Here is a 23,837-nt window from a genome sequence, read left to right on the forward strand (position 1 = left end):
CCCTTGTCCCCTTGTCCCCTTGTCCCCTTGTCCCCCTGCACCGCTTGTCCTGGTAAAGTTAAATTATCGATTAGCCTTTACTTATGAAAATTGCGGAATTAATCAATTGGTGGGAAAATTGGGCTAACCCAGCATGGCAAGAAAGTTGGGATAACTGCGGTTGGCAAATTGAACCAGGAATTTTAGATGCGCCAGCCAGGGTTTTGATATGTTTAACTCCAACTTTGGCGGTGATGCAAGAAGCGATCGCACTTCGCAACCAAGGTATTACAATTAATTTAATTTTTGCTCATCATCCATTGATTTTCAGTCCTCTCAAATCTATTCGCAGCGGAAACCCAATTTCGGAAATGGTGAGATTAGCTTTTACTCATCAAATTGGTGTTTATACTGCTCATACCAATTTCGATCAAGTTAATGATGGCACAGCCGATGTTTTGGCACAAATTTTGGAGTTAAAAGAAGTAACTCCTATTACGCTAACTCAAGATGGATTAGGTTACGGAAGAGTGGGAAATTTATCTCCAAGCTTAAGTTTACAGGAGTTACTTTCGCAAATTAAAACTCGCCTGTCGCCGCCCGATTTAATCTTTTCCCCTTCAGTAGATTTGCTGCAAAATATTAGTAGAGTTGCGGTTTTAGGTGGTTCGGGCGCGAGTTATATTTCTGCGGTTGTGAAAACCGGGGCGCAAGTTTATTTAACTTCGGATTGTAAGTTTCATCAATTTCAAGAAGCACGCGATCGCAATTTAATTTTAATCGATGCTGGACATTATGCCACAGAAAGACCAGCGTGCGATCGCTTAGTGCAAAAATTCCACAACTTAGGCGTGGAATGGGTGAAACTCAGCGAAAAAGACGAAGATTTCCGCTGGTTTTATGGAGTTTGAAACAACCAAGCCCGCACTCTTTCGATCGTAATTTCATCTAAAAATATCCAACCCCATTCTGACTTTAACTGTGGGCGCTTGTGCGGCGTAATAATCACCATTGTATCAGCAATTAAACTCAAATGATAGAGTAGCAAAGGTAAACGCGATCGATCTACTAAATGCAAAGCAAAACTGCACACAATTAAACTGTAATTTCTACCCCTTAAAACACCAGCCGCAATATCCTCAAAAGTATAAATTTCTGCCTGTTTACCTGTGCGTTGGCAATAAGCATTATAAGTATAAGGATCGATTCCTGTAATATTAGTTACCCCAAAACTTTGCAAAGCCAGAGTAACTTCACCACTACCACAAGCTAAATCTAAAACTCGATCGCAATTTAGTTGCCATTTATTAACAGATTCTTCTATAACTCTGTTAATTAATGCTTCATGCGGGTTTCTATACTCATCACCAAACCTTTCATAAAAACCTTGAACACTATACGTTTCATATTCTCTTCTAATAGCTTTTTTATCCATAAGCTCAATGAAAAACAGCGATTTGTGTCAAATTAACCACTGTTTTTCTTAGGTTGGCAAACAAAATTCCATAAGGGATGGCTTTTCCCTTGTTGGCGGATGCGGAACACTTGTTGTTCTAAGCGTCGCCTTTCTACTGGTGGCATTCCGATTAAGATATTGCGACTTTGCCAAAGCATTACGGCTACAGTCATTCCCACACATAAAGCCAAACCCATTGCAGGTAAGCGATTATATACTAAACCATATTTAAGAGCAACCCAAGTAAAATGTTGTTGCAATAAAGCAATTTCGCCCCGCAAAGCCCACAAACTTAAACTACCAATAGTTAGCCAAAGTAACCCGACAAATAACCATCTGCCATAAACGGTAAGTTCTAATAATCGTTGCACTTGTGCGGCAAAACTTGGATCTGCTTGGGCATTTATTATTTCTAATTTATCTTCATCTTGTTTCATTTGATTAGTCATTGGTCATTGTTATTAGTTATTAGTCATTGGTCATTATTCATGGTTCAAGAAGTAATTTATTTTAAATGTTTTAACAAATTACTATTAACTAATGACCAATGACCTAATTAAACTTCTTCCGAATTAGGTGTAGGAGAAATTTTCTTGCCACTTGTTGCCGCAGCAGGAATTCCTCTGCCAGTTTTTTCTCGCCACCAAGCTAACAAAGTACTAGCGATGAAAATACTGGAATAAGCACCTGTAGTAAAGCCAACAATTAAGGCTAAAGCGAAGTATTTCAGACTTTCACCACCAAACAAGAAAATGGCGAACAAGGTTAACAAAGTGGTCATTGTAGTGTTAATTGACCTGGTTAAGGTTTGATCTACCCCATCATCTACAATGTTAGCTATTGGTCGATCGCCATCTTTAACAATAATCTCCCGAATTCGGTCATAAATTACCACCGTGTCGTTAACTGAAAAGCCGATAATTGTCAGCAAAGCTACTATAAACAAACTATCAACTTCCACGCCTAAAACTAAACCCAATATGGCAAAAACGCCACAAGTTAACCAAACATCGTGTAGCAATGCTACTAAAGCAAATACAGCGTAATCAAACTGAAATCTAAAACTCAGGTAAACAGTAATTCCGGCAAAAGAAACTAGTAATGCGATTAAACCAGAGGCGAAAAGTTGCCTACCAAGAGTTGGCCCAACAGTCTCAATTGAAGTCTTTTTCGGGTCAAATTTACCAACTTTTTGTTCTAATGCCGATTGTAGTTTAGTCCGTTCATCTACACCTAAATATTTGGTGCGGATGGAAAAGCCGTTGCGATCGCTTCCCACCAACTGAATACTACTTGAAGATGGTAAACCTTGCGCCTCAACAATTTGTCTAACTTCGCCAATATTAATCGGTTTATCGCAATTATTCGGTTGGGAACAATCCAACTCAAATTGCAGCCTCGTACCACCGACAAAATCCAAACTTGGGCGCAAAGGTGCGCCAATTGTTGCCCAAGAAATCAGCAAAGCAACTAGTCCACTAATCAGGACAACAGAAGACAACAGCCACCATTTCTTCCGATTTTTGTTTACATATAATTTCATCGCACCACCTCAGTTTTCGGCACAAACAATTCTGGTTTACGAAATTCAGGAATTGTAATTGCCAACATCATTAATGTGCGACTACAAGTAATAGCTGTAAACATACTCACTGCTACCCCAAGTGCCAGCGTTAAAGCAAAACCTTTTACCAAACCAGTGCCTAACCAAAATAACGCAGCACAGGCGATCCAAGTCGTCACATTACTATCTAAAATGCTGGAAAAAGCTCGATAAAAACCTGATTCTACAGAACGATATAAACTCTTACCAGCCCTTAATTCTTCTCTGGTTCTTTCAAAAATTAGCACGTTGGCATCTACTGCCATACCAATGCTGAGAATAAAACCAGCAATACCTGGTAAAGTCAAAGTCACGCCTAATAAAGCAAAAGTCGCTAATGTTAGCAAAGCATAAATTAACAATGAAATATCAGCGATCGCTCCCGGTAGTCGATAGTAAACCACCATGAAGATTAACACTAAACTTAAGCCAACAACCCCAGCGTAAATACTGCTCTGAATACTGTCTCTTCCTAAAGTTGCACCCACCGTCCGGTTTTCTACTACTTCCACAGGGAAAGGTAAAGCACCACCCCGTAATTGTACAGCCAATTCATAAGCTGTTTTAGTAGTAAAATTTCCGCTAATTACCGCTCTACCACCAACAATTCCCGTATTGCCATATTTGGCATCAACTACTGGAGAACTAATCAATTCATTGTCTAAGAAAATGCCGATTCCTCGTCCAGTCCCCGCAATATTTTTAGTTAGTTGCGCGAACTTTTCTGCCCCTTCATTATCAAACTCAATAGCCACATTCCATTCATTACCTTGATCGGTTTGTGGTTCAGCATTTGTTAAGTTTTTCCCCGTTAGTCCCACAGATTCAAAAAGTTGTAATTGTAGGGCTTGAATTTCTGCCGTCTTTTGTTTAATCTGAGCAGCATTAGCAGCGATCGCCGCTTCATCATTACCTTTAGCTAATTCAGATTGTTTTTCTTGTAACCCAGCTAGCTCAATTCTTCTTACCTGTAATTGCGCCTGAACTTCCGGCTTATTCGCCTGCTGACGAAACTCTAATTGCGCCGTACCACCCAAAACCCTTTCCGCCTCCTGAGGGTCTTTCACACCTGGTAACTGCACCAACAACTGATTGTTACCCACAGTTTGTACCACAGCTTCTGAAACACCCAAAGCATTAATCCGTTTTTCTACCACATTTTGGATCGCTTCCAGGTCTTTGTCAGTAATTTCTCTTTTCTGATCGGTCTGCTTAATTTGCAGCGTCAGCTGAGAACCGCCTTGTAAATCCAACCCCAAACGGATGGGAAACTGCACCAGAACTACGATCGCAGCGATAACCAGAACAAAAATAAGAGCTAATAAGGGACGTTGTTTATTACCCATAACAAAACCCGCACAGACAAATGTTATAGTAACGTTCTTTTGTTAATTTTGTCCTAAAACTTATGGCGATGCTGAAGCCCCGCCGCGCAACTGCACAGCCAATTCATCAGCTGATTTGGCAGTAAAGTTACCTCTTGCAATCGCCCTTATGAAAAAAACTACGCTCACAGCCAATAAACGACTTGGTTTTTCCATAACAAAACCCGCGCAGATCGATGCTATGATAGCCTTCTTTTGCGGGTTTTATGGGAAAAATCTAGACTCGTAGCGCCACCATTTTTTGCACCGCCTCGACAATTTGTTCCGGCTGTACAATGGTTAAACGCTCCAACATTCCATTGTAAGGAGTAGGAATATCTTGAGAAGAAAGCCGCAATACAGGCGCGTCTAATTCATCAAAAAAGCGATCGTTAATTGAAGCAATTAACTCAGCAGCAATACCGCCAGTTTTCATGCACTCTTCTACAATAATTACCTTATGGGTTTTCTTGATAGAAGCACCTATGGTTTCCATATCTAGAGGTTTAAGAGAAATTAAATCAATAACCTCTGGATCGAAACCTTCCTTTTCCAGAGTTTTTAGAGCTTGCAACACATGATGACGCATCCGGGAGTAAGTCAAAATCGTCACATCTTCACCTTTTCTCACTACTTCTGCTTTATCCAAAGGCAGTAAGTATTCTTTTTCTGGCAAATTCTCTTTCAAGTTGTACAACAGAACGTGCTCAAAAAATAGCACTGGGTTTTCATCACGAATAGCCGATTTCAGCAACCCTTTAGCATTGTAAGGTGTAGAACAAGCGACAATTTTTAAACCTGGAACTGCTTGGAAATAAGCTTCTAAACGTTGCGAATGTTCCGCACCTAATTGTCTACCCACACCACCAGGGCCACGAATTACCATTGGAATTTTGAAATTTCCGCCGGAAGTATAACGTAGCATTCCGGCATTATTAGCAATTTGGTTAAAGGCAAGCAACAGAAAACCCATATTCATGCCTTCGATAATTGGTCGCAATCCAGTCATTGCTGCGCCAACTGCTAACCCAGTAAAACTATTTTCTGCGATCGGTGTATCCAACACCCGCAATTCGCCATATTTCTCATACAGGTCTTTAGTAACTTTGTAGGAACCGCCGTAGTGACCTACGTCTTCTCCCAAGACAAATACAGCCGGATCTCGCGCCATTTCTTCATCAATAGCTTCCCGGAGTGCATTAAACAGTAGTGTGTCTGCCATTGGTGTTCAGAGAGGAGTTTGGTTTCGTCAAACCTTCATATTACCTTTTTGTGGCAATGATTTGGGAGTGCGATCGTACAATCAAAACTTAACGCGAAGGTGAAGTTAAGAGCCTAAGAACCAGAAACAAATAGATATTAGCCAAGTTTTGTGACAACTTGGCTAATATTTAAAATTGACGCACTATAACCCAAAAAACTCACTTTCTCCTTCTTATCCCCAAACTGAAATCAGGTAATTACTTTCAGAAATCGGGTTTTTGCTTAAAACTTAGTCTCACACTTTTCCGTTAGTTTGCTTTATCAATCTTGGCAAGGATTGTCTTATCATGAAATAGCCGCTGCATCTGGCTACAGTAGTGATTATATAAAAGATGTTGGTTCCAAACTGTGGCGGAGACTATCTCAAGCATTGGGAATACAAGTAACAAAAAGCAATTTACATTCCGTAATTAAAAGATATGCTCGTCAGGAAGTTGATCAACTTGACCGATCGATCGCACCAAGATTTTCTAGCGAACCTTGTCCAAAGATGAATTTTGAGATTTAAATTTGGGCTCTACCCCATTCAAGCTAAAACCCTTGTTTTTAAAGCTTTTTCCTTGGAGCCTTCTGCCATTTGCTATAGCAGGAGGAAAATTTTGCTGGTTCTTAGTATATGCTTAATGCCATAAACTCAATCGAAGTAAGCCCTAAGTCAGTTGACAAATAGCAAACTTTATGAATTAAGAGTAATCCGTGAAAATCTACTTGAACAACAAACTATTAGTTTGTAGCAGTATTGGATTAGCGATCGCCTCCCTAAGCCCGCTCCTTCCCGCCCAAGCCGATACTGTTCAAGCGCGTTGTGACGTTTATCCCAAAGCAGATGAATAACTTTGAACAGCTATCGAGGTGCTTATGTCATTAACCAACCGAGCCAGAATCCTCTATGAATCTCCCTTAAGTGACCCCCGCAAGGCGATACCCATTGCTCTCTTCTTAGCAGTGCTGGTGATTATCAGTGCGATCGTCCTGATTCGCGATTTTTTCGGCTCTATGTCTCCTGCGGGTTTTCAAATCTTTTTCCTTAGTCTGGCAGGAACACTACTAATCTCGATTATTCCTCTAGCAATTTTGTGGTTTTTAGATCGGCGCGAACCAGAATCAAAGTGGCTTTACTTGATTGCCATTTTGTGGGGTGCCTTGATTGCAACTGCGCTAGCCTACCCGATTAACAACTGGATATTTGAAAATATTAGCAATCTGGTAAAAACAACCCCCATCCTTCAGACTATTTATGGTTCTAATGCCAAAACAATTATTGCCGCACCAATAGCAGGTCCGATAGTCGAGGAAACCACCAAAGGATTAGGGATTTTGCTTTTATTCTGGCTTCTCAAGTCAGAATTTGATGGGGTGCGGGATGGGTTTATTTACGGTGCGCTGGTAGGGATTGGCTTCAATATGCTGGAAGCGCCCTTTTATGTGACGAAAGGATTTATCACTACGGGGGATATGCCTCTGTATTTTCAAATGGCCGATCGCTTTGCCCTATTTGGTTTAGCCGGACACGCACTGTATTCAGGTCTATTTGGCATGGGACTTGGTTTAGCTCGCCAAACAACTCATCAATGGCTGCGGTATGTGGCACCCGTGACTGGCTGGTTGTTGGGTTTTGTAGGACACTTCCTTAATAATGCGCTCGGTCTAATTTTTTTCTTAGCGATCTATCTGGTGACGGGTAAATCGATCGCCGCACATGAACCTGCCAAACCAGCCGTTGCTGCGGTTGTTGAACCTTTTCTCAATCAGTGGTTTCAGCATAGTGCGATCAGAGCGATCGGCTTTTTCCCATTTTTTCTGATTGTGGGGGTAATGCTCTGGCAGAGTGGTCTTTGGGAGTTGCAGGTGATTCGGGATGGGTTGGCAGATGAAGGAGAACCAGTGATTACAAAAGAGGAATATGAGGGGGTGAAGCGCGATCGCCAATTTGCCACTCGTCGCATTCCGGGGTTGGATCGGCGCACATCAGAAGCGATCGTCCGCGCACAGAACGAACTGGCAATTCGCAAATGGCGCGTTCATCATGACGGAAAAGATGTGGAAACCGATCCTTTAGTCGCCTTCTGGCGCGAGGAGTTGGCGCGGTTACGCGATCGAGTCAAGTTATCTACAGAAACGTAGACGAAGGTTGTTTGTAGTAAACTAATTTTTTCTCCATAGAGCGTAACTAATGAAAATTCAAACAATTGCCCTCGCATCTATTCTGTCTTTGACATCTCTTAGCATCGCTATTGCAGCCAAAGCCGACACCGTTCAAGCGCGTTGCGATGTTTATCCCAAAGGTGAAGATCGGGCCACCTCTTCTGGCCCCTGTACCTTTTCCCAAAGGCAAGGTTTTGTCAGCATTCAACTGGAAAACGGCAGACGCTACGAACTGCGTCCAGTAGGCAATCAACCCGGTAACTATCAAGATCAAAATGGTCAACGCGCCTATCGCCAATCAGGACTAGGTGAAGCAGGGCAAATTTTTCGCCTTGCCAATCAATCAATCTACGTCTACTGGGACACCGCTTCTGGCAATGATAATCAATCCAACTCATCTACAAGCAGTAGTTCCTCCCCCACCCCAGTCACCGTTATCACCAGAAAAACTCCTAACGAAATCACAGTCAGGATCACCGAAGGAGAGTTCAAATATTCAGGAGTGCTCAGACGGACATCCGGCAACACCTTTATTGGATCGGATGGACGAGTGCGAGTTATTTACGATCGCAACACTAAACGCATCACAGTTATCAACGCCGTCACCGGAGACGAATTTTACAACTACATCTACAGCGACGTAGACGAAGGTCGGTTATAGTAAAGCTAATTTTTTGTGAGGAGCAATAAATAAAAATCAACTTGAATCAAAAATTGACACATTAGGAACTGTTGGATTAACCATTGCCACTTGGGTTTTACCTTTTGTGCCTCCAGTTTCCGCAGAAGTTGTTGCCAGAACCCAAGGTCGTTGCAAACTAACTGACGAAAATTCTGAATATCCCAGATTTAACGGGCATTGTGTAGTCAAGCAAAAACAACAAGGTGCTACCACCATCTTTGTAGTTGAACTAGACGACGGTACCAAGTATCGCTTTTTTAGCAATTGGAGAGAACGTCGCACCGGAAACTGTGTGGCGATCAGAACCACCAGCGGATTAAACCTTTTAATTCGATCACTCTAAATCAAGGAAATCCCCCAAACGTCTAACCCAGGGAGGAGAATCACTTCTCCCTGCAAACAAAGTTCTTTCTTCATTAAATTCACAGGAGTTCACAATGACCGATGTTATTTGGGCGAAAGGTTTCGGTGGTACTGGGTTCGATGTAGGCAACGACATCGTTACCGACAGTAGCAGCAACATCACCTACATCTACACTACAGGCACTTTCCAAGGCAGCGCCACCTTCGGGACTACGACCCTGACTTCTCAGGGAAGCAATGACATCTTCGTAACCAAACAGGACAGATATGGCAACGTTGCTTGGGCAAAAAGTTTCGGTGGTGTCAACCCCGACTATGGAATTAGCATAGTCACCGACAGTAGCGGCAACCTCTACACCACAGGCTATTTCCAAGGCAGCGCCACCTTTGGGAATACGACCCTGACTTCCCAGGGAAGCGATGACATCTTCGTAACCAAACAGGACAGCAGTGGCAACGTCACTTGGGCGAAAAGTTTCGGTGGTACCGGCAATAACAGAAGCTACAGCATCGCCACCGATAGTAGCGGCAACATCTACACCACAGGCAGTTTCCAAGGCAGCGCCACCTTCGGGAATACGACCCTGACTTCCCAGGGAGCAGAGGACATCTTTGTTACCAAACTGGACGGCAGTGGCAACGTTGCTTGGGCAAAAAGTTTCGGTGGTGGTCAATCAGACGGTGGTAGGAGCATTAGCACCGACAGTAGCGGCAATACATACATCACGGGCGCTTTCATAAATCCTGTCACCTTCGGGAATACGACCCTGACTTCCAAGGGAGGCATTGACATCTTCGTGACCAAACTGGACAGCAGCGGCAATGTTACGTGGGCGAAAAATTTCGGTGATCAGTACAACGATAATGTAACGAAGATCTCTACTGACGGTAGCAGCAATACCTACATCACATACACTATTGCGGGTCCATCGGGGACAATCCCTGACCCCTTCGTGACCAAACTGGACAGCAGTGGCAACGTCACTTGGACGAAAAGTTTGGCAGGTCCTGGCTACGGCATTGCCAGCGACAGTAGCGGCAACCTCTACGTCACAGGCGGATTCACTGGCGCTAAAACTTTTGGGAGTGTTACCCTGACTTCCCAAGGAAGCGCTGACATCTACGTAGCCAAACTGGACAGCAGTGGCAACATCACTGAGGCGATCGATCTGGGGGGTAGTGGTAATGATAATGGCAGAGGCATCGCCACCGACAGTAGTGGCAACGTCTACGTCACAGGCGCGTTCAATGGCAGCGCCAGCTTCGGGACTAAACTTCTAAATTCCCAAGGAGGTCAAGACAGCTTCGTAGCCAAACTGGGAGTAGTTGTACCCACCGTCAAAGTCACTTCAGGCAAAAATGCCGAAGAACAAGGCACCGTCAACGGCTTATTTGGCATCGTCCTAGACTATCCCGCACCCGCAGGCGGTCTGACCATTAACTATAACCTGGACGGAACCGCCACTCGTAACAGCGACTACCACCTAGCCACAGGCACCAACATTACCGCCGTTACTCCCACCAGTTTTACCATTGCTGCCGGACAAACTACCGCCACCTTAAACGTCACCCCCGTTGACGACACAGACGTTGAAGGAACTGAAGCCGTCAGACTCACCTTAACCAGTGGTAGTAACTATAAGCTGGATACCTTAACTTCTCAAAGCACTATCGGCATTATCGATGATGATGTAGCGCCTCCGATAATTCCCCCAGTTATCACCATTGCCGCAGGCACAAATCCCAGCGAAGCAGGCAGCAGCAACGGCACCTACCTGATTACTTTAGACAAACCCGCCCCCGCAGGCGGTTTGACCATTAACTATGGTGTAGCCGGAACCGCCACCAATAACACCGACTACCACCTAGCCCCAGGCAACAACATTATCGCGGCAACTGCCACCGATTTTACCATTGCCGCCGGACAAACCACAGCCACCATCATCGTCTCCCCCTTTGACGACAACGTAGTTGACCCCAATGAAACCGTCCAATTCACCTTAAACAATGGCACAGGCTATACCGTCGGTGCAGCCAATAACGCCACCCTCACCATTGCCGATAATGATGTCACAATCCCCGTTATCCCCACTCTCCCCACTCTCCCCAACGTCACCATTGCCGCAGGCACAAATCCCAGCGAAAGAGGCACCATCAACGGCACCTATCTGATTACCTTAGACAAACCAGCCCCCGCAGGCGGTCTAGTCATCAACTATAAAGTAGCAGGAACCGCCACCCGTACCACCGACTACACCCTAGCCACAGGGAACAACATTACTGCCGTTACTGCCAAGAGTTTTACTATTGCTGCCGGACAAACCACTGCTACCTTAAACGTCACACCTGTTGACGACGCAGTGAAAGACCCCAATGAAACCGTCCAACTCACCTTAGAAAAAGGAACTAACTACAACGTCGGTGCTGCCAATAACGCCACCCTGACTATTGCCGATGATGTCCGCGTGGTCAGCATTGCCCCTGGTACAAATGCCAACGAAAGAGGCAGCGACAATGGCACTTTTATCATTACTTTGGACAACCCTGCCCCCGCAGGTGGTCTAACTATCGCTTATAAAGTAGGAGGAACCGCCACCGAAACTACTGACTTCACTCTGACAGCAGGCTCTAACATTGCCAATATTGCGGCGAAAACTTTTACTATTGCTGCTGGACAAACCACTGCTACCTTAAACGTCACCCCTGTTGACGACACCGTATTTGACCCCAATGAAACCGTCCAACTCACCTTAGAAAAGGGTTCTAGCAGCTACACTCTAGGGGCTACCACTCAAGCCAGCATTACAATTGCTGATAACACACCCACCGTCAACATTACCTCGAAAGACTTTGCTAGCGAAAGAGGTTTAATCAATGGCACATTTGTCATTACTTTAGATAGCCCCGCCCCTGCAGGTGGTTTGACCATCAACTATGGTGTGGCGGGAACTGCTACCCTCACCACTGACTACACTCTAACCCAAGGCTCCAACATTGCTGCTGTTACTGCCAACAGTTTTACTATTGCAGCTGGACAAAAAACCGCCATCTTAAATGTCGCCCCAGTTGCCGACGCAGTATTTGACCCAAATGAAACTGTCCAACTCACCTTAAACAGTGGTAATGGCTACAACGTTGGTGCTAACAAAAACGCCAGTGTTGCTATTGCCGATCTTGAAGATTGTTTCTGTGATTATGTTACTGCTCCCGATCTGAATAATTTGCCTGGTGTGTTAATAGATTTATATCCTGCTGACGATTTCCAAGATGACGATGACAACGGTAATTTTCTGGTAGGTAGTACTAGGAATGATCAGATTTTTGGTTTTGCTGGAAATGATTTTTTACTAGGTGAAGGAGGTAGTGATAATTTACTTGGTGGAAAAGGAAGCGATCAAGTTTACGGTAGTACCGATGACGATTGGATTGCTGGTGGTAAAGGCAACGATTTTCTCAACGGTAACGAAGGTCAAGATTACGTTCACGGTAATGAAGGTAATGATACAGTGCGCGGTGGTCAAGGTAATGATTTCGTGCGCGGTGGTCAAGATAATGACATTATCTACGGCGATAAAGGCAATGACATTTTAGCTGGCGATAAAGGTGACGATACTGTATTTGGTTGTGGTACTAATGATTTATCGGGAAGCACCGATGATGATGTGATCTTTGGCGGTGAAGGTAATGATTTGCTTTACGGTAATACTGGGAAAGACTTTATTTTTGCTGAGGATGGTAATGATACTCTCTACGGTGGTCAAGGGCAGGATTTTCTGTTCGGAGAAGCGGGAAATGATCTGGTGTTTGGCGATTTAGGCAATGATTTTCTGTGCGGTGATGATGGCAATGATACGCTTTACGGAGGTAATGGAACTAACGCTTCTGATAGTGATAATGATGAAATTTGTGGCGGTATTGGCGATGATTTAATTTTTGGTAATCAAGGTACAGATTGGCTGAGTGGTGAAGCTGGTAATGATTCGATTTATGGGGGTAAAGGTGATGACACTATAATTGGTGGTGATGGTAATGATTTGCTCAGTGGTGATTTGGGTAATGATTCTCTGAGTGGTGGTAATGGTAGTGACCAATTTGTGTTAGCTGCTGGTAAAGGTAGTGATGTGATTACTGACTTTCAAGATGGGGTAGATTTGTTGGCTTTATATGGAGGTTTGACTTTCCAACAATTGGCAATCGCACAAAGTGGAAGTAATACCGTAATTACCCAGCTTGGTAGTAATGAATTGTTGGCAACTTTGAATGGAATTGCTGCTAACTTGATTACACAAGCAGATTTTGTTTCGCTGCGTTAATTGGGGATAATTATTGCTATTTTTTGCAGTTTAGTCACCAAAGCCGATTAAAATAAATTCGTTTTCTTTCTGTGATTTTTTGACTTATGAATAGGCTGTTATATCGTCGTCACCTTCTGAGAGTAATCCGCTTTACCCTGATCGGCGTATTTACACTCAGTTTAATCATCGGCTGGAATCTCCCTGTTCAGAGTCAAATACCTTCTTTGCCAACAGCTGCTTCCACCAATCCGATGCAGCCGCCACCAAATGTGACGCGAATCGGGGAATTTGAAGTTGCTAAAGTTCGATCGCCTCTGGACAATAAAATATTGTTTGAAGTGGCATCCCCAACAATTTGGAATCGTGACAATATACCAGAGGGGCGACTTCCAGTTGAGACAAGAGCACAGGAAATTGCCGATCGACTTTGGCGAGTTGTAGAACGAACTTTTCAGGCAAAACAAACCCCAACTGTTTCAACCGCCATACTCAATAATCGCTACATTATTCAAATTAGTGACGAACGATCTTCTCGTCCAATTCGGTTAGTCACGGTGACAGAACCCGATGCTGATTATAACGGCAAAAGTTTGGAAGAGTTAGCTAAGGAATGGCAAGGAATTATTCAAGAGGAAATAGTTCGTATGAAGCAGTTATTATCCCCGGAAGTGTTGCGGGAGAGAATCTGGCAAGCAACACAAATCTTGTTGGGGCTTTTAATTGCTAGTGCTGTAATTTGGTTATTGCGGCGAATATTGAGTCGCCGGGAACAAACTCTGGAAGCTCGTTATCAAAAAGAATTGGAAATTGCGATCGCAGCAGAAAAAGTTAAGAAATCCCAGGATATAGCTGAATCTGAGACGATGGAGGGAGAGGAGACAGAAGCTAGGGAAATTGCTGATTTGCGCTCTTCTTTTCTCGTTACTATGCAACAGCAATTCACTTTGAAAAGACGATTAGAGTTTGACAAATTTCTGAAATGGTTCCTAATTTGGGTTTTGATTTTAATCTGGTATATCGGGATTTATTTCATCGTCTCCCAAGTACCGATTCTGATGCAATTGAGTCTTATGTTATTAGCTACACCATTTGCATTGCTTGTGATTTGGTTTGCGATTAGTTTATTGATTCGGATTAGCAAAAGCTCGATCGATCGCTTCATCCATCCCTGGAAAATCAATCCCGCAATTTCTTTAGCAGAAGCGCAGCGGATTGCCTTACGAACTAAAACAATTGCTGGAGCTTTAAAAGGGTTAATTACTTTTGTTTTAGTGATTGTTGGGATTCTCTGGACACTCAGCTTATTCGACATTCCTACTAGTTCAATTTTGGCTGGTGGTGCTGTGATTGGTTTAGCAATTTCTTTTGGTTCCCAAAGTTTAATTAAGGATCTTGTCAATGGCTGCTTAATTTTAATGGAAGATCAATTTGCGATCGGAGATGTAATTCAAATTGGGGAGAAAAGCGGATTAGTAGAAAACTTGAATCTGCGAGTAACTCAATTGAGAAATGCCGAAGGTCAACTCATTACAATTCCTAACAGTAATATTACAGATGTCAGTAATTTAACACGCCTTTGGTCACGGGTGGATTTTGCGATCGTAGTAGCCTACGAAAATGACCCCGAAAAAGTATTAGAAATTTTGAGAGAAGTAGGACAAAAACTTTATAGTGAACCAGAATGGCAAGTGCGTTTACCTGAACCACCAGATGTTTTAGGTATTGATGATTTATCCCACGAGGGAATGTTAGTACGAGTCTGGATAAAAACCGCACCGATGGAACAATGGAGTGTTGGACGAGAGTTTCGTTTGCGAGTTCGCCAAGCTTTTGCAACAAATAACATCGAAATTGGCAAACCTCAAAGGATTAGTTACAACAGAGCTTTAAAAGAATGTTAATTAGTAGAGACGTTGCATGAAACGTCTCTACAAGTTGCCAAAATTAATAACTAGCAACTACAGTTAATTGCTAATCACTCATCACCAATAGGACTTACGCACTCTGGAGCCTGAAACTTAGATCCGAACTAGCCCCCCTTTTAGATCCCCCCTCCGCCCCCCTTAAAAAGGGGGGAACCAGAGGAAGCTTCGCTATTAACATCACGGGGGAACCTTCTAAGCCCCCTTGTTAAGGGGGTTGGGGGATCTAAGTGCGTAAGTCCTGACCAAATTACTCATCTTCTGCAAATACAAAACGATGTAACTCGCTAGGATCTGGTTCAGGACTATTTTGGGCAAATTCCACTGAATCATCTACAACGGCTTGAATTTTTTGTTCGATCGCCTTTAGTTCGTCTTCAGTTGCCAAATTGTGTTCAGTTAAATAAGCCCCCAACTTCTTAATTGGATCGCGGGGAAACCAGAATTCTTTCTCTTCTTTAGAGCGAAGTTCATCCGGGTCAGCCAAAGAGTGACCCCGGAAACGATAAGTTAATGCTTCAATTAAAGTTGGGCCTTCACCAGCACGAGCACGCGCCACCGCTTCCTGCGCTACCTGATGCACTGCCAGTACATCCATACCATCAACTTCATAGCCAGCCATGCCAAAAGCAGCCGCTTTCTTGTAAATTTCTGGTTCTGAAGTTGCTCTTTCGTGAGCCATACCGATCGCCCACTTGTTATTTTCTACCACATAAAGAATCGGCAGTTTCCACAGCGCCGCCATATTCAAGCACTCATAAAACTGACCATTATTACAAGCACCATCGCCAAAAAAGCAAGCCGTAACTTGATCGGCATTGGCATCTCCCATCGTTTCCCGACGATACTTAGATTGAAAAGCCGCACCAGTCGCCACCGGAATGCCTTCCGCCACAAAAGCATAACCACCCAAAAGATTATGCTCACCGGAAAACATGTGCATCGAACCACCCCGACCTTTAGAACAGCCAGTCGCCTTGCCAAACAACTCTGCCATTACCTCTCGCGCTGGAACACCCGCACTCAAAGCATGAACGTGATCGCGATAAGTGCTGCAAACATAATCCTCATCTTGACGTAAAGATTTAATCACGCCAGTAGACACCGCTTCCTGACCGTTGTATAAGTGGACAAAACCAAACATTTTGCCCCGATAGTACATTTCAGCACACTTATCTTCAAAAAAGCGGCCTAAAACCATATCTTCATAGAGCCGCAAACCTTCTGCCTTGTCAATTTGCGCTGAAGCCGTATCAAATACGGGCAAAGTTCGTTCCTGAACCATAATTTTTCTTGTATCCTCGCAGCAAAACCCGAAACTAATATTGTGCAGTATCTTTTAGCTTATACTAATCGCTGTAAACCTCATTAACTGGTAGAATTGGCTTGACCAATTTTAGATTTAGCCGGAGCATCAAATCTAAAATCGGCAATGGAAAATCCCATGACCTATGCAGGGTCTTGACAGAGGAGATATCATAAACTCGATCGCCACCAAAGCTGCGAAAAGTAAATAAACTATTTCTAAGTGGCGTGAATTTAGATAACATAAGCTAACTTAAAGTTCTTTGCTGCTGGGGAAGTGGCCTGTGCGTATTCCACTGGACTATTATCGAATTCTAGGTTTGCCTATTCAGGCTTCAGCCGAACAGTTGCAACAGGCGTATCGCGATCGCATTATGCAACTACCAAGGCGGGAGTACTCGGAAGTGGCGATCGCAAGTCGTAAACAACTCATTGATGAAGCTCACGCCGTTCTTGCTAACCCAGAACAGCGACAATCTTACGACGCTACGTTTCTCACCAAAACCTACGAACCACAAACTGAGGAACAAACTGAATCAGCAACCACTGATTCAGAAGAATCTATCACCTTTAACATTGACCCTAACTCCCCCAGTATTGAAATTAACGATGACCAATTTCTGGGTGCTTTGCTAATTTTGGCAGAGTTAGGAGAATATGAATTAGTCCTGAAACTCGGACGTTATTACCTGACTTCTAGCAATACAGACATTGAAAACGGTCGATTCGGCGAACCAAAAATTGTCCGCCCAGATATAGTTTTAACAGTTGCTCAAGCTTGCTTAGAATTAGGACGGGAACAATGGAAACAGCGGCGCTATGAAAATGCCGCAACTACCTTAAATGTTGGGCAAGACGTATTATTGCGAGAAGGATTATTTCCTAACATTAGGGGTGAACTCCAAGCAGATGTTTATAAACTGCGACCCTACCGAATATTAGAATTATTAGCCTTGCCACAAGAAAGTATTGAATCCCGTAGTCAAGGATTGCAGTTATTACGAGAAATGCTGCAAGAACGGGGAGGAATTGATGGCAATGGCAACGATCAATCAGGGTTAAGTGTAGATGAATTCCTGCGATTCATTCAGCAATTACGGGTCTATCTTACCGTTGCCGAACAACAAGCTTTATTTGAGCAAGAAGCGCGTCGCCCTTCCGCAGTTGCCACCTATTTGGCAGTTTATGCACTTTTAGCTAGGGGATTTATAGAAAGAGAACCGGGCTTAATTCGCCGTGCCAAAATGTTGCTTACTAGGCTATTGAAGCGCCAAGATGTTTATCTGGAAATGGCTGTGGCGGCTCTATTATTGGGACAAACAGAAGAAGCTTCCCAAGCCTTAGAATTATCTGGCGAACACCAATCACTCGCTTTTATTCGGGAACATTCCCAAGGAGATCCAGATTTATTACCCGGACTTTGTTTGTATAGCGAACATTGGTTACAGTCAGAAGTTTTTCCCCATTTCCGCGATTTGGTAAATCAACAAGTATCTTTGAAAGAATACTTTGCTGATGAACAATTACAAAGTAGCTTAGAAGCATTGCCACCGGAAACAGAAGGTGTAAATGATTGGGTAGCGATCGCATCTGAGCAATTGTCGAGAGTCTCTAGTATTGGCGCAGGTACCGCTGCTGGAGGAAGTCGCAGTTTAACCTACTCCACAAACCAAGCTGAAGCTTCTAACCCCGATGCAATCAGAGAAAACGCCAACGCCAGAAGCTTTACCACCGCTGGCGATATAGAAGATGCCAGCGTCTACAACTTACAAACTGTACCCACCGCCCAGCGAGTAGCACAGGGAACAACTAGTACAGAAGCTCAGACAACTCAAGTGAGTGAACGAACTGTCATTCAAGGAGCTGGAACACCCAAACATCAAACCACAGCCGGAACTACCACAGAAACCGATCCATCACTTCGGGGAGTATCCGTTCCTATGAGTAACAGACGCGCTCAACGCGCCAATCGATGGTCAAATTGGCAAAATTGGTTGCCATCCAGAGGCAGAGGCAGAATCGATCGAGAAGTGCCTTTGGTAGTTTTAGGACTAATTGGCTTATTCGGAATCGGACTCTCCATACTACTAATCAGTTGGATTATTCAAGCTCTTAGCCCCAAACCTGCACCGCAAGTACAAAAACCCATAGAACAAGTAGAACCTGTTCCCGCACCTACCCCAGAAAATAATACTGCGATGTTAAGTACTGCTGGTCCGATTACTCCAGAAGTTGCTCAACAAGCGGTTGTCCTCTGGCTAGATACAAAATCCAAAGCTTTTGGCCCTCAACATGAAATTGATGCCCTCAACAATATTTTAGTTGACCCAGCATTATCTCGCTGGCGCAGACTGGCACAAACAACCCAAAGGCAAAACAAGTCTCGCAAATACGAACACAATGTTAAGGAAGATTCAGTAAAAGTTGTGAGAACAACGGCTAAAGAAGCCAGAGTAGAGGCACAAGTAAGTGAATCAGTAGAAACTCTGCAAGACAATCAAGCAATTCAAAAAGAGTCTTATAACAGTCCTAATCTGCGTGTGAGATATGATTTAGTGCGTGACAATGGTCAGTGGAAAATTAAAACTATCACGCCAGTTAAAAGATAGTTATCAGTGATATTAGAAAAGTTGAACGATTGGCTACGCAACGCTGCGCGATCGGCACAGGTCATGAGTAAATAAAATTCATCCGGGCTTGTGCTTGATTGCTAATTTTTTGATTTAAAAATACTTTCATCAGGTTATGTCAGGAAATTTTGACATAACCGAAATAGGCTTTAATGGCTAATGTCATGATCTGATGACATTTTGTAGCGTCAGCACCCGATAATCACGTAAATGTACTCAGGATGATGGTAGAAACCCCTTGACCTTCTGCCAGAATTTTTGCAACATATTGTGAAGAAAGCGATCCCCACGATCCCAAAAAAAAAGTGATTCCTTGGCTATGAATGATTTAACAAATGTTTCTCCACCCAATTTCATCATTACCGATCGGATGCACGGACATTGTTTGCAGTGAACTACCAGAGACAGCACTAGGAATGGAAATCGCAAAAAGAATCTCATTTGTTTTGTCTTTTGCAAGGAGTGACTAAATTGAAAAAAATACATGGAAAATAAATTTCGTATAAACAGATAAAATCCCAAAAAAACACAGGAAATTAAAGGTTTGTGAGGTGTTAACTAGCTGAAAATGAACAAATTTAATCGTTCAGAAAGTAGCAGATTTAAAAGTAGTCCCGAAAACTGGAGAAAGAACAGATGACGAAAGAACGTCCCCCTTTAGAAGACATGACCTTGCGACAATTGCGAAAAGTCGCCAGCGAGTACGGCATTTCTCGTTATAGCCGGATGCGGAAATCGCAACTGTTAACAGCAATTTTAGAAGTACAACAACACCTACAAGTACAAGAAGCTCCGGCTCAACTAAAAATCACAAAAATGGAGGCACAAGAAGCAGTGGAAGCCGCAAAGTATGACCTGGGTCAAGAAGAGATGAGCGAAGAGATTCTTTCCACAGTAGACGATGGACTAGCCGATCTTCCGGCTGGTTACGGGGAATGCCGGATAGTTTTAATGCCACGCGATCCACAGTGGGCTTATGCTTACTGGGATATCCCCTATGAAGCGAAAGAAGAATTGCGTCGTCAAGGTGGACAACAACTAGCGTTGCGATTGTACGATGTTACAGATATTACCCTGGATTACCAAAGTCCACATAGCATTCAAGAATATCCTTGTGATGAACTAGCAAGGGAATGGTATTTGCCAATTCCAGTGAGCGATCGCGACTACGTAGTAGAAATTGGTTACAGACGCACTGACGGTTTCTGGTTACTCTTAGCTCGTTCCGCAGCCATCCGCATCCCTCCCATCTATCCCTCAGACTGGGTTGAAGACCAATTTATTACCGTTTCTTGGGAAGAAGAACTCAAAGGCAAAACTTTCTTTGAACTAGTACCCCCAGAAAAGCGCGTAGCAGAAGTTGCCAGCGTTGCCACCAAAGAAATTTTTGAATTAGCAGAAGTTGCTGAAGCACAACGCATCGCAGGTTCCGTATTTGGCTCCATGCAGCAAGTACCAGGCTCCATGCAACCAGTGAGTTCCTACGCAGTCAGCTCTTATGAACAAGCTCTTAGCTCCTACTCAGTTAGCTCTTACGCTGTCAGTTCATATTCTGTACAACTGAGTTCTTTTAGCGTCAGTTCCTACGTACCAGCAGTCAGTTCTTTTTCTGTTAGTTCTTACGCTGTACCCCTCAGTTCTTACGCCGTGAGCTCTTACGCAGTAAGTTCTTACGCTGTGAGCTCCTACGCAGTAAGTTCTTATGCCGTGAGTTCTTACGCCGTGAGCTCTTACGCCATAAGCTCTTACGCTGTCAGTTCTTATGAACAGGCAATGAGTTCTTATGCTGTGAGCTCTTACACAGTACCCTTGAGTTCTTACGCCATCAGTTCTTATGGAGTAAGTTCTTATGAACAAGCGATTAGCTCTTACGCCATTAGTTCCTATGGACTCAGTTCCTACGAACAAGCCATTAGTTCCTATGCTCTGAGTTCCTATGGCGTAGTCAGTTCTTATGAAGTCATGAGTTCCTATGGCGTAGTCAGTTCTTACGAAGTCATGAGTTCTTACGGCGTAGTCAGTTCTTACGCTCTGAGTTCCTACGGCATTAGTTCTTATGGACTCAGTTCTTATGAACAGGCAATAAGTTCTTACGCTGTCAGTTCTTATGGACTCAGTTCTTATGAACAGGCAATAAGTTCTTACGCTGTCAGTTCTTATGGACTCAGTTCCTACGGCTTAAGTTCTTATGAACAGGCGTTAAGTTCTTACGCCGTCAGTTCCTATCAACTTCCCATCAGTTCTTACGCGATTAGTTCTTATGGGTTAAGTTCAGCCGAACAAGCGATCAGTTCTTATGGGTTGAGTTCTTACGCCGTCAGTTCGTACCAAATTCCCATCAGTTCTTATGCAATAAGTTCCTACGGGTTAAGTTCAGCCGAACAAGCGATAAGTTCTTATGGGTTGAGTTCTTACGCCGTCAGTTCGTACCAAATTCCCATCAGTTCTTACGCGATTAGTTCCTACGGGTTAAGTTCAGCCGAACAAGCGATAAGTTCTTATGGGTTGAGTTCTTACGCCGTCAGTTCGTACCAAATTCCCATCAGTTCTTATGCAATAAGTTCCTACGGGTTAAGTTCAGCCGAACAAGCGATAAGTTCTTATGGGTTGAGTTCTTACGCGGTGAGTTCGTATCAAATTCCCATCAGTTCTTATGCGGTGAGTTCTTATGCGGTGAGTTCTCATGAACAGGCACTCAGTTCCTATATCATTCCTTCTGGGGTAGGATTGTGGGCAGCGCCTACGGTTTCTGGACTTGGTTTTTCGGCTTCTGCGCCTCCGATTCGTCCGCGCAAGTTCTGGTTGATTGCGGATGCTGAGTTGATTGTTTACGGTGCGACTGAACCGGATGCTACTGTTACTATTGGTGGTCGTCCGATTAAGTTGAATCCAGATGGAACTTTCCGCTTCCAGATGTCGTTCCAAGATGGTTTAATTGATTATCCGATTATGGCGGTGGCGGCTGATGGTGAGCAAACTAGAGCGATTCACATGAAGTTTAATCGCGAAACTCCGTCACGGAACACGAATACTAAGGAAGAAGCGATCGAAGAATGGCTAGTCTAAATGTAAATCTTTGATCTAAAAAAGGTAATCTTTCCCCGCTATGTGATAATCAAGCGGGGTTTTATTTTGGCAATTTTCGTTCTACCCATTCGCTCAAAAAAGCAGTATCCTGCTTTAGGAAGCAAGTATGGGTGCAAAATCAGTAAATCTGATTCTCTGTTTTGTCGTTGATTTTCAGCTTGATAGCATGAAAGGTTACTTCAGATCGATGCCATCTCTACCAGCAATTACACGCCGCCAAATGCGTTTCTGTACTGGGTTTTTAGCCGGAGTTTTCACTACTACCTTAGTTAGTCAGAATTTGGGAATTCAACCAACTGGGGCACAAATTCTAATACCTTGTCAGTTAACGGCTGAAATGATTAGACAAAAAGAAAGCCTACGACAGACGGCTTTGGCTGGAAATCAAGATGCACAAAGACGTTACAAAGAACTAATTACTAAACAAGCAAAACAATTACAAGAGTGTCGGGAGCAAAATTGGCCTCGCAATCAAGCTATTTGGCTACGTTTGTATCCGTGTGATTTGCGACCTGGTTCGTTAGATTACATTATGGATCGGATTGTCAATAAGGGTTATAACCAAGTTTATGTAGAAGTTTTTTACGACGCACAAGTATTATTGCCGCAAGCGGATAATCCAACTCCTTGGCAATCTGTTATTCAAGTACCAGGGTCAGAAAAAGCGGATTTATTTGCCCAAGCGATTCAAAAAGGCCGGGAACGGGGGTTAAAGGTTTATGCTTGGCTATTTTCGATGAATTTCGGTTATGCTTATGCACAACGGCCCGATCGCAGACAAATAATGGCACGGAATGGTCGAAATCAAACTAGCTTGGATGTGGTGAATGAGGCTAGGGCGGATACTGATTTAACTAAGGGTGATGCTAGTAAGGCTTTTGTCGATCCTTATAATTTACAAGCTCGACAGGATTACAATCGGTTAATTCAGGCCATACTTAAACGTAAACCCGATGGAATGCTGTTTGATTATATTCGTTATCCCAGAGGTATGGGGGAAGCTTCCGTCGCAACAAAGGTACAAGACTTGTGGATTTACGGCGATGCTGCTCAGCAAGTTTTGTTGCAAAGAGCTTTAAACTATAAAGGTTTGGAATTAATTCGCAGGTTTTTAAGTAAGGGATTTATTAATAGCGGTGATATTGCTCAAGTCGATCAACTTTATCCCCAAGAAAGTGAACCACTTTGGCAAGGACGTACTCCTGATTTGAAGAAAGATATACTGCCCCCCGCCCAACGTCAACCATATTTACAAACAGAACTTTGGCAATTAACTGTAGCTCATGCTGCTCAAGGGGTGATAGACTTTCTCTCGTCAGCGGTTGAACCTGTGCAGCGATTAGGTTTGCCTTCTGGTGCGGTGTTTTTTCCTGGTGGAAATAAGGCTGTGGGTCAAGGTTTTGATTCACGGGTACAACCTTGGGATAGGTTTCCCAGTAATATTGAATGGCATCCGATGATTTATGCAGATTGTGGTACTACTAGCTGTATTGTGCAAGAGTTGCAAAGGGTAGTTAACTTAGCTCCTTATGGTACAGATATTCGACCTGCGATCGCCGGAAATTGGGGTCAATCTTTCGGGAATCGTCCATCTTTGGAAGTACAAATGCAAGCAATGCGCCAAGTAGCACCCCAAATTAATACTGTGAGTCATTTTGCTTATTCTTGGCAAGAACCGGAGAGCGATCGAGAAAGAAAGTTCTGTAAAATGCAGTAATTATTAGTTTAGAAAGTCTTTGTTAA

The 23,837-nt window shown here is 43.5% G+C and carries 19 protein-coding genes; 11 read left to right on the top strand and 8 right to left on the bottom strand.

The window, feature by feature from the left end; translation table 11 throughout:
* Nucleotides 1–83 precede the first annotated feature (83 nt).
* A complete protein-coding gene (locus IQ264_RS20285) occupies nucleotides 84–890 on the top strand; it encodes a Nif3-like dinuclear metal center hexameric protein (protein WP_193982620.1) in 807 nt (268 codons plus the stop codon).
* Here the strand turns inward: IQ264_RS20285 and IQ264_RS20290 are convergent.
* From IQ264_RS20290 to IQ264_RS20310, 5 genes are all read right to left on the bottom strand, one after another.
* Nucleotides 878–1,414 (bottom strand): class I SAM-dependent methyltransferase, encoded by a 537-nt coding sequence (locus tag IQ264_RS20290; RefSeq protein ID WP_193982621.1) that lies wholly within the window; start codon nucleotides 1,412–1,414, stop codon nucleotides 878–880. The genes IQ264_RS20285 and IQ264_RS20290 overlap by 13 nt on opposite strands.
* Nucleotides 1,415–1,446: 32 nt before the next feature.
* Entirely contained in the window at nucleotides 1,447–1,884 is a 438-nt protein-coding gene (locus IQ264_RS20295; RefSeq protein ID WP_228061672.1) for a hypothetical protein, read from the bottom strand.
* Between the two features lie 107 nt (nucleotides 1,885–1,991).
* On the bottom strand, nucleotides 1,992–2,978 hold the full coding sequence (gene secF, locus IQ264_RS20300) for a protein translocase subunit SecF (protein WP_193982622.1): 987 nt from the start codon (nucleotides 2,976–2,978) through the stop codon (nucleotides 1,992–1,994).
* Nucleotides 2,975–4,384, bottom strand: coding sequence for a protein translocase subunit SecD (gene secD, locus IQ264_RS20305; RefSeq protein ID WP_193982623.1), 1,410 nt, complete (start codon nucleotides 4,382–4,384; stop codon nucleotides 2,975–2,977). Before secD ends, secF begins: the two co-directional genes overlap by 4 nt.
* Nucleotides 4,385–4,640: 256 nt before the next feature.
* A complete protein-coding gene (locus IQ264_RS20310) occupies nucleotides 4,641–5,624 on the bottom strand; it encodes an alpha-ketoacid dehydrogenase subunit beta (RefSeq protein ID WP_193982624.1) in 984 nt (327 codons plus the stop codon).
* A 318-nt stretch (nucleotides 5,625–5,942) separates the two neighbouring features.
* Here IQ264_RS20310 and IQ264_RS20315 point away from each other — a divergent pair, with 318 nt between their 5' ends.
* The 5 genes from IQ264_RS20315 (at nucleotide 5,943) to IQ264_RS20335 (ending at nucleotide 8,835) form a co-directional block, all read left to right on the top strand.
* On the top strand, nucleotides 5,943–6,173 hold the full coding sequence (locus IQ264_RS20315; RefSeq protein ID WP_193982625.1) for a hypothetical protein: 231 nt from the start codon (nucleotides 5,943–5,945) through the stop codon (nucleotides 6,171–6,173).
* Between the two features lie 188 nt (nucleotides 6,174–6,361).
* A complete protein-coding gene (locus tag IQ264_RS20320) occupies nucleotides 6,362–6,499 on the top strand; it encodes a hypothetical protein (RefSeq protein WP_193982626.1) in 138 nt (45 codons plus the stop codon).
* A gap of 24 nt (nucleotides 6,500–6,523) precedes the next feature.
* Nucleotides 6,524–7,789, top strand: coding sequence for a PrsW family intramembrane metalloprotease (locus IQ264_RS20325; protein ID WP_193982627.1), 1,266 nt, complete (start codon nucleotides 6,524–6,526; stop codon nucleotides 7,787–7,789).
* Nucleotides 7,790–7,838: 49 nt separating this feature from the next.
* Nucleotides 7,839–8,471, top strand: a complete 633-nt coding sequence (locus IQ264_RS20330) for a hypothetical protein (protein WP_193982628.1) — start codon at nucleotides 7,839–7,841, stop codon at nucleotides 8,469–8,471.
* A gap of 106 nt (nucleotides 8,472–8,577) precedes the next feature.
* A complete protein-coding gene (locus tag IQ264_RS20335) occupies nucleotides 8,578–8,835 on the top strand; it encodes a hypothetical protein (protein WP_193982629.1) in 258 nt (85 codons plus the stop codon).
* 79 nt (nucleotides 8,836–8,914) lie between these two features.
* Here IQ264_RS20335 and IQ264_RS20340 read toward each other — a convergent pair whose 3' ends face one another.
* The gene (locus IQ264_RS20340; RefSeq protein ID WP_193982630.1) at nucleotides 8,915–9,529 is read right to left on the bottom strand and encodes a hypothetical protein; all 615 of its coding nucleotides are present in this window, start codon (nucleotides 9,527–9,529) and stop codon (nucleotides 8,915–8,917) included.
* 279 nt (nucleotides 9,530–9,808) lie between these two features.
* Between IQ264_RS20340 and IQ264_RS20345 the strand changes: the two genes are divergently transcribed.
* Nucleotides 9,809–13,168 carry a Calx-beta domain-containing protein gene (locus IQ264_RS20345; RefSeq protein ID WP_193982631.1) on the top strand — a complete coding sequence of 1,120 codons (3,360 nt, stop codon included), beginning with the start codon at nucleotides 9,809–9,811 and terminating at the stop codon, nucleotides 13,166–13,168.
* Nucleotides 13,169–13,254: 86 nt separating this feature from the next.
* Nucleotides 13,255–15,051: a mechanosensitive ion channel family protein gene (locus tag IQ264_RS20350; protein WP_193982632.1), complete on the top strand. Its 1,797-nt coding sequence runs from the start codon at nucleotides 13,255–13,257 to the stop codon at nucleotides 15,049–15,051.
* A gap of 271 nt (nucleotides 15,052–15,322) precedes the next feature.
* Here IQ264_RS20350 and pdhA read toward each other — a convergent pair whose 3' ends face one another.
* The gene (gene pdhA, locus IQ264_RS20355) at nucleotides 15,323–16,357 is read right to left on the bottom strand and encodes a pyruvate dehydrogenase (acetyl-transferring) E1 component subunit alpha (protein ID WP_193982633.1); all 1,035 of its coding nucleotides are present in this window, start codon (nucleotides 16,355–16,357) and stop codon (nucleotides 15,323–15,325) included.
* Nucleotides 16,358–16,421: 64 nt separating this feature from the next.
* Nucleotides 16,422–16,622, bottom strand: a complete 201-nt coding sequence (locus IQ264_RS20360) for a hypothetical protein (RefSeq protein ID WP_193982634.1) — start codon at nucleotides 16,620–16,622, stop codon at nucleotides 16,422–16,424.
* A 39-nt stretch (nucleotides 16,623–16,661) separates the two neighbouring features.
* Here IQ264_RS20360 and IQ264_RS20365 point away from each other — a divergent pair, with 39 nt between their 5' ends.
* The 3 genes from IQ264_RS20365 (at nucleotide 16,662) to IQ264_RS20380 (ending at nucleotide 23,811) form a co-directional block, all read left to right on the top strand.
* The gene (locus IQ264_RS20365) at nucleotides 16,662–18,986 is read left to right on the top strand and encodes an IMS domain-containing protein (RefSeq protein ID WP_193982635.1); all 2,325 of its coding nucleotides are present in this window, start codon (nucleotides 16,662–16,664) and stop codon (nucleotides 18,984–18,986) included.
* Between the two features lie 657 nt (nucleotides 18,987–19,643).
* Nucleotides 19,644–22,073 carry a DUF4912 domain-containing protein gene (locus IQ264_RS33905; RefSeq protein ID WP_413470364.1) on the top strand — a complete coding sequence of 810 codons (2,430 nt, stop codon included), beginning with the start codon at nucleotides 19,644–19,646 and terminating at the stop codon, nucleotides 22,071–22,073.
* A gap of 127 nt (nucleotides 22,074–22,200) precedes the next feature.
* A complete protein-coding gene (locus IQ264_RS20380; protein ID WP_228061673.1) occupies nucleotides 22,201–23,811 on the top strand; it encodes a hypothetical protein in 1,611 nt (536 codons plus the stop codon).
* Nucleotides 23,812–23,837: the final 26 nt, after the last annotated feature.

The organism is [Phormidium] sp. LEGE 05292 (assembly GCF_015207735.1).
GTDB lineage: Bacteria > Cyanobacteriota > Cyanobacteriia > Cyanobacteriales > Aerosakkonemataceae > Floridanema.

Coding starts and splice junctions, on each gene's coding strand:
- IQ264_RS33905 (WP_413470364.1), top strand. CDS start 19,644: ATGACGAAAGAACGTCCCCCTTTAGAAGACATGACCTTGCGACAATTG.
- IQ264_RS20350 (WP_193982632.1), top strand. CDS start 13,255: ATGAATAGGCTGTTATATCGTCGTCACCTTCTGAGAGTAATCCGCTTT.
- secF (WP_193982622.1), bottom strand. CDS start 2,978: ATGAAATTATATGTAAACAAAAATCGGAAGAAATGGTGGCTGTTGTCT.
- IQ264_RS20295 (WP_228061672.1), bottom strand. CDS start 1,884: ATGACTAATCAAATGAAACAAGATGAAGATAAATTAGAAATAATAAAT.
- IQ264_RS20325 (WP_193982627.1), top strand. CDS start 6,524: ATGTCATTAACCAACCGAGCCAGAATCCTCTATGAATCTCCCTTAAGT.
- IQ264_RS20330 (WP_193982628.1), top strand. CDS start 7,839: ATGAAAATTCAAACAATTGCCCTCGCATCTATTCTGTCTTTGACATCT.
- secD (WP_193982623.1), bottom strand. CDS start 4,384: ATGGGTAATAAACAACGTCCCTTATTAGCTCTTATTTTTGTTCTGGTT.
- IQ264_RS20290 (WP_193982621.1), bottom strand. CDS start 1,414: ATGGATAAAAAAGCTATTAGAAGAGAATATGAAACGTATAGTGTTCAA.
- pdhA (WP_193982633.1), bottom strand. CDS start 16,357: ATGGTTCAGGAACGAACTTTGCCCGTATTTGATACGGCTTCAGCGCAA.
- IQ264_RS20380 (WP_228061673.1), top strand. CDS start 22,201: ATGGGTGCAAAATCAGTAAATCTGATTCTCTGTTTTGTCGTTGATTTT.
- IQ264_RS20285 (WP_193982620.1), top strand. CDS start 84: ATGAAAATTGCGGAATTAATCAATTGGTGGGAAAATTGGGCTAACCCA.
- IQ264_RS20360 (WP_193982634.1), bottom strand. CDS start 16,622: ATGTTATCTAAATTCACGCCACTTAGAAATAGTTTATTTACTTTTCGC.
- IQ264_RS20310 (WP_193982624.1), bottom strand. CDS start 5,624: ATGGCAGACACACTACTGTTTAATGCACTCCGGGAAGCTATTGATGAA.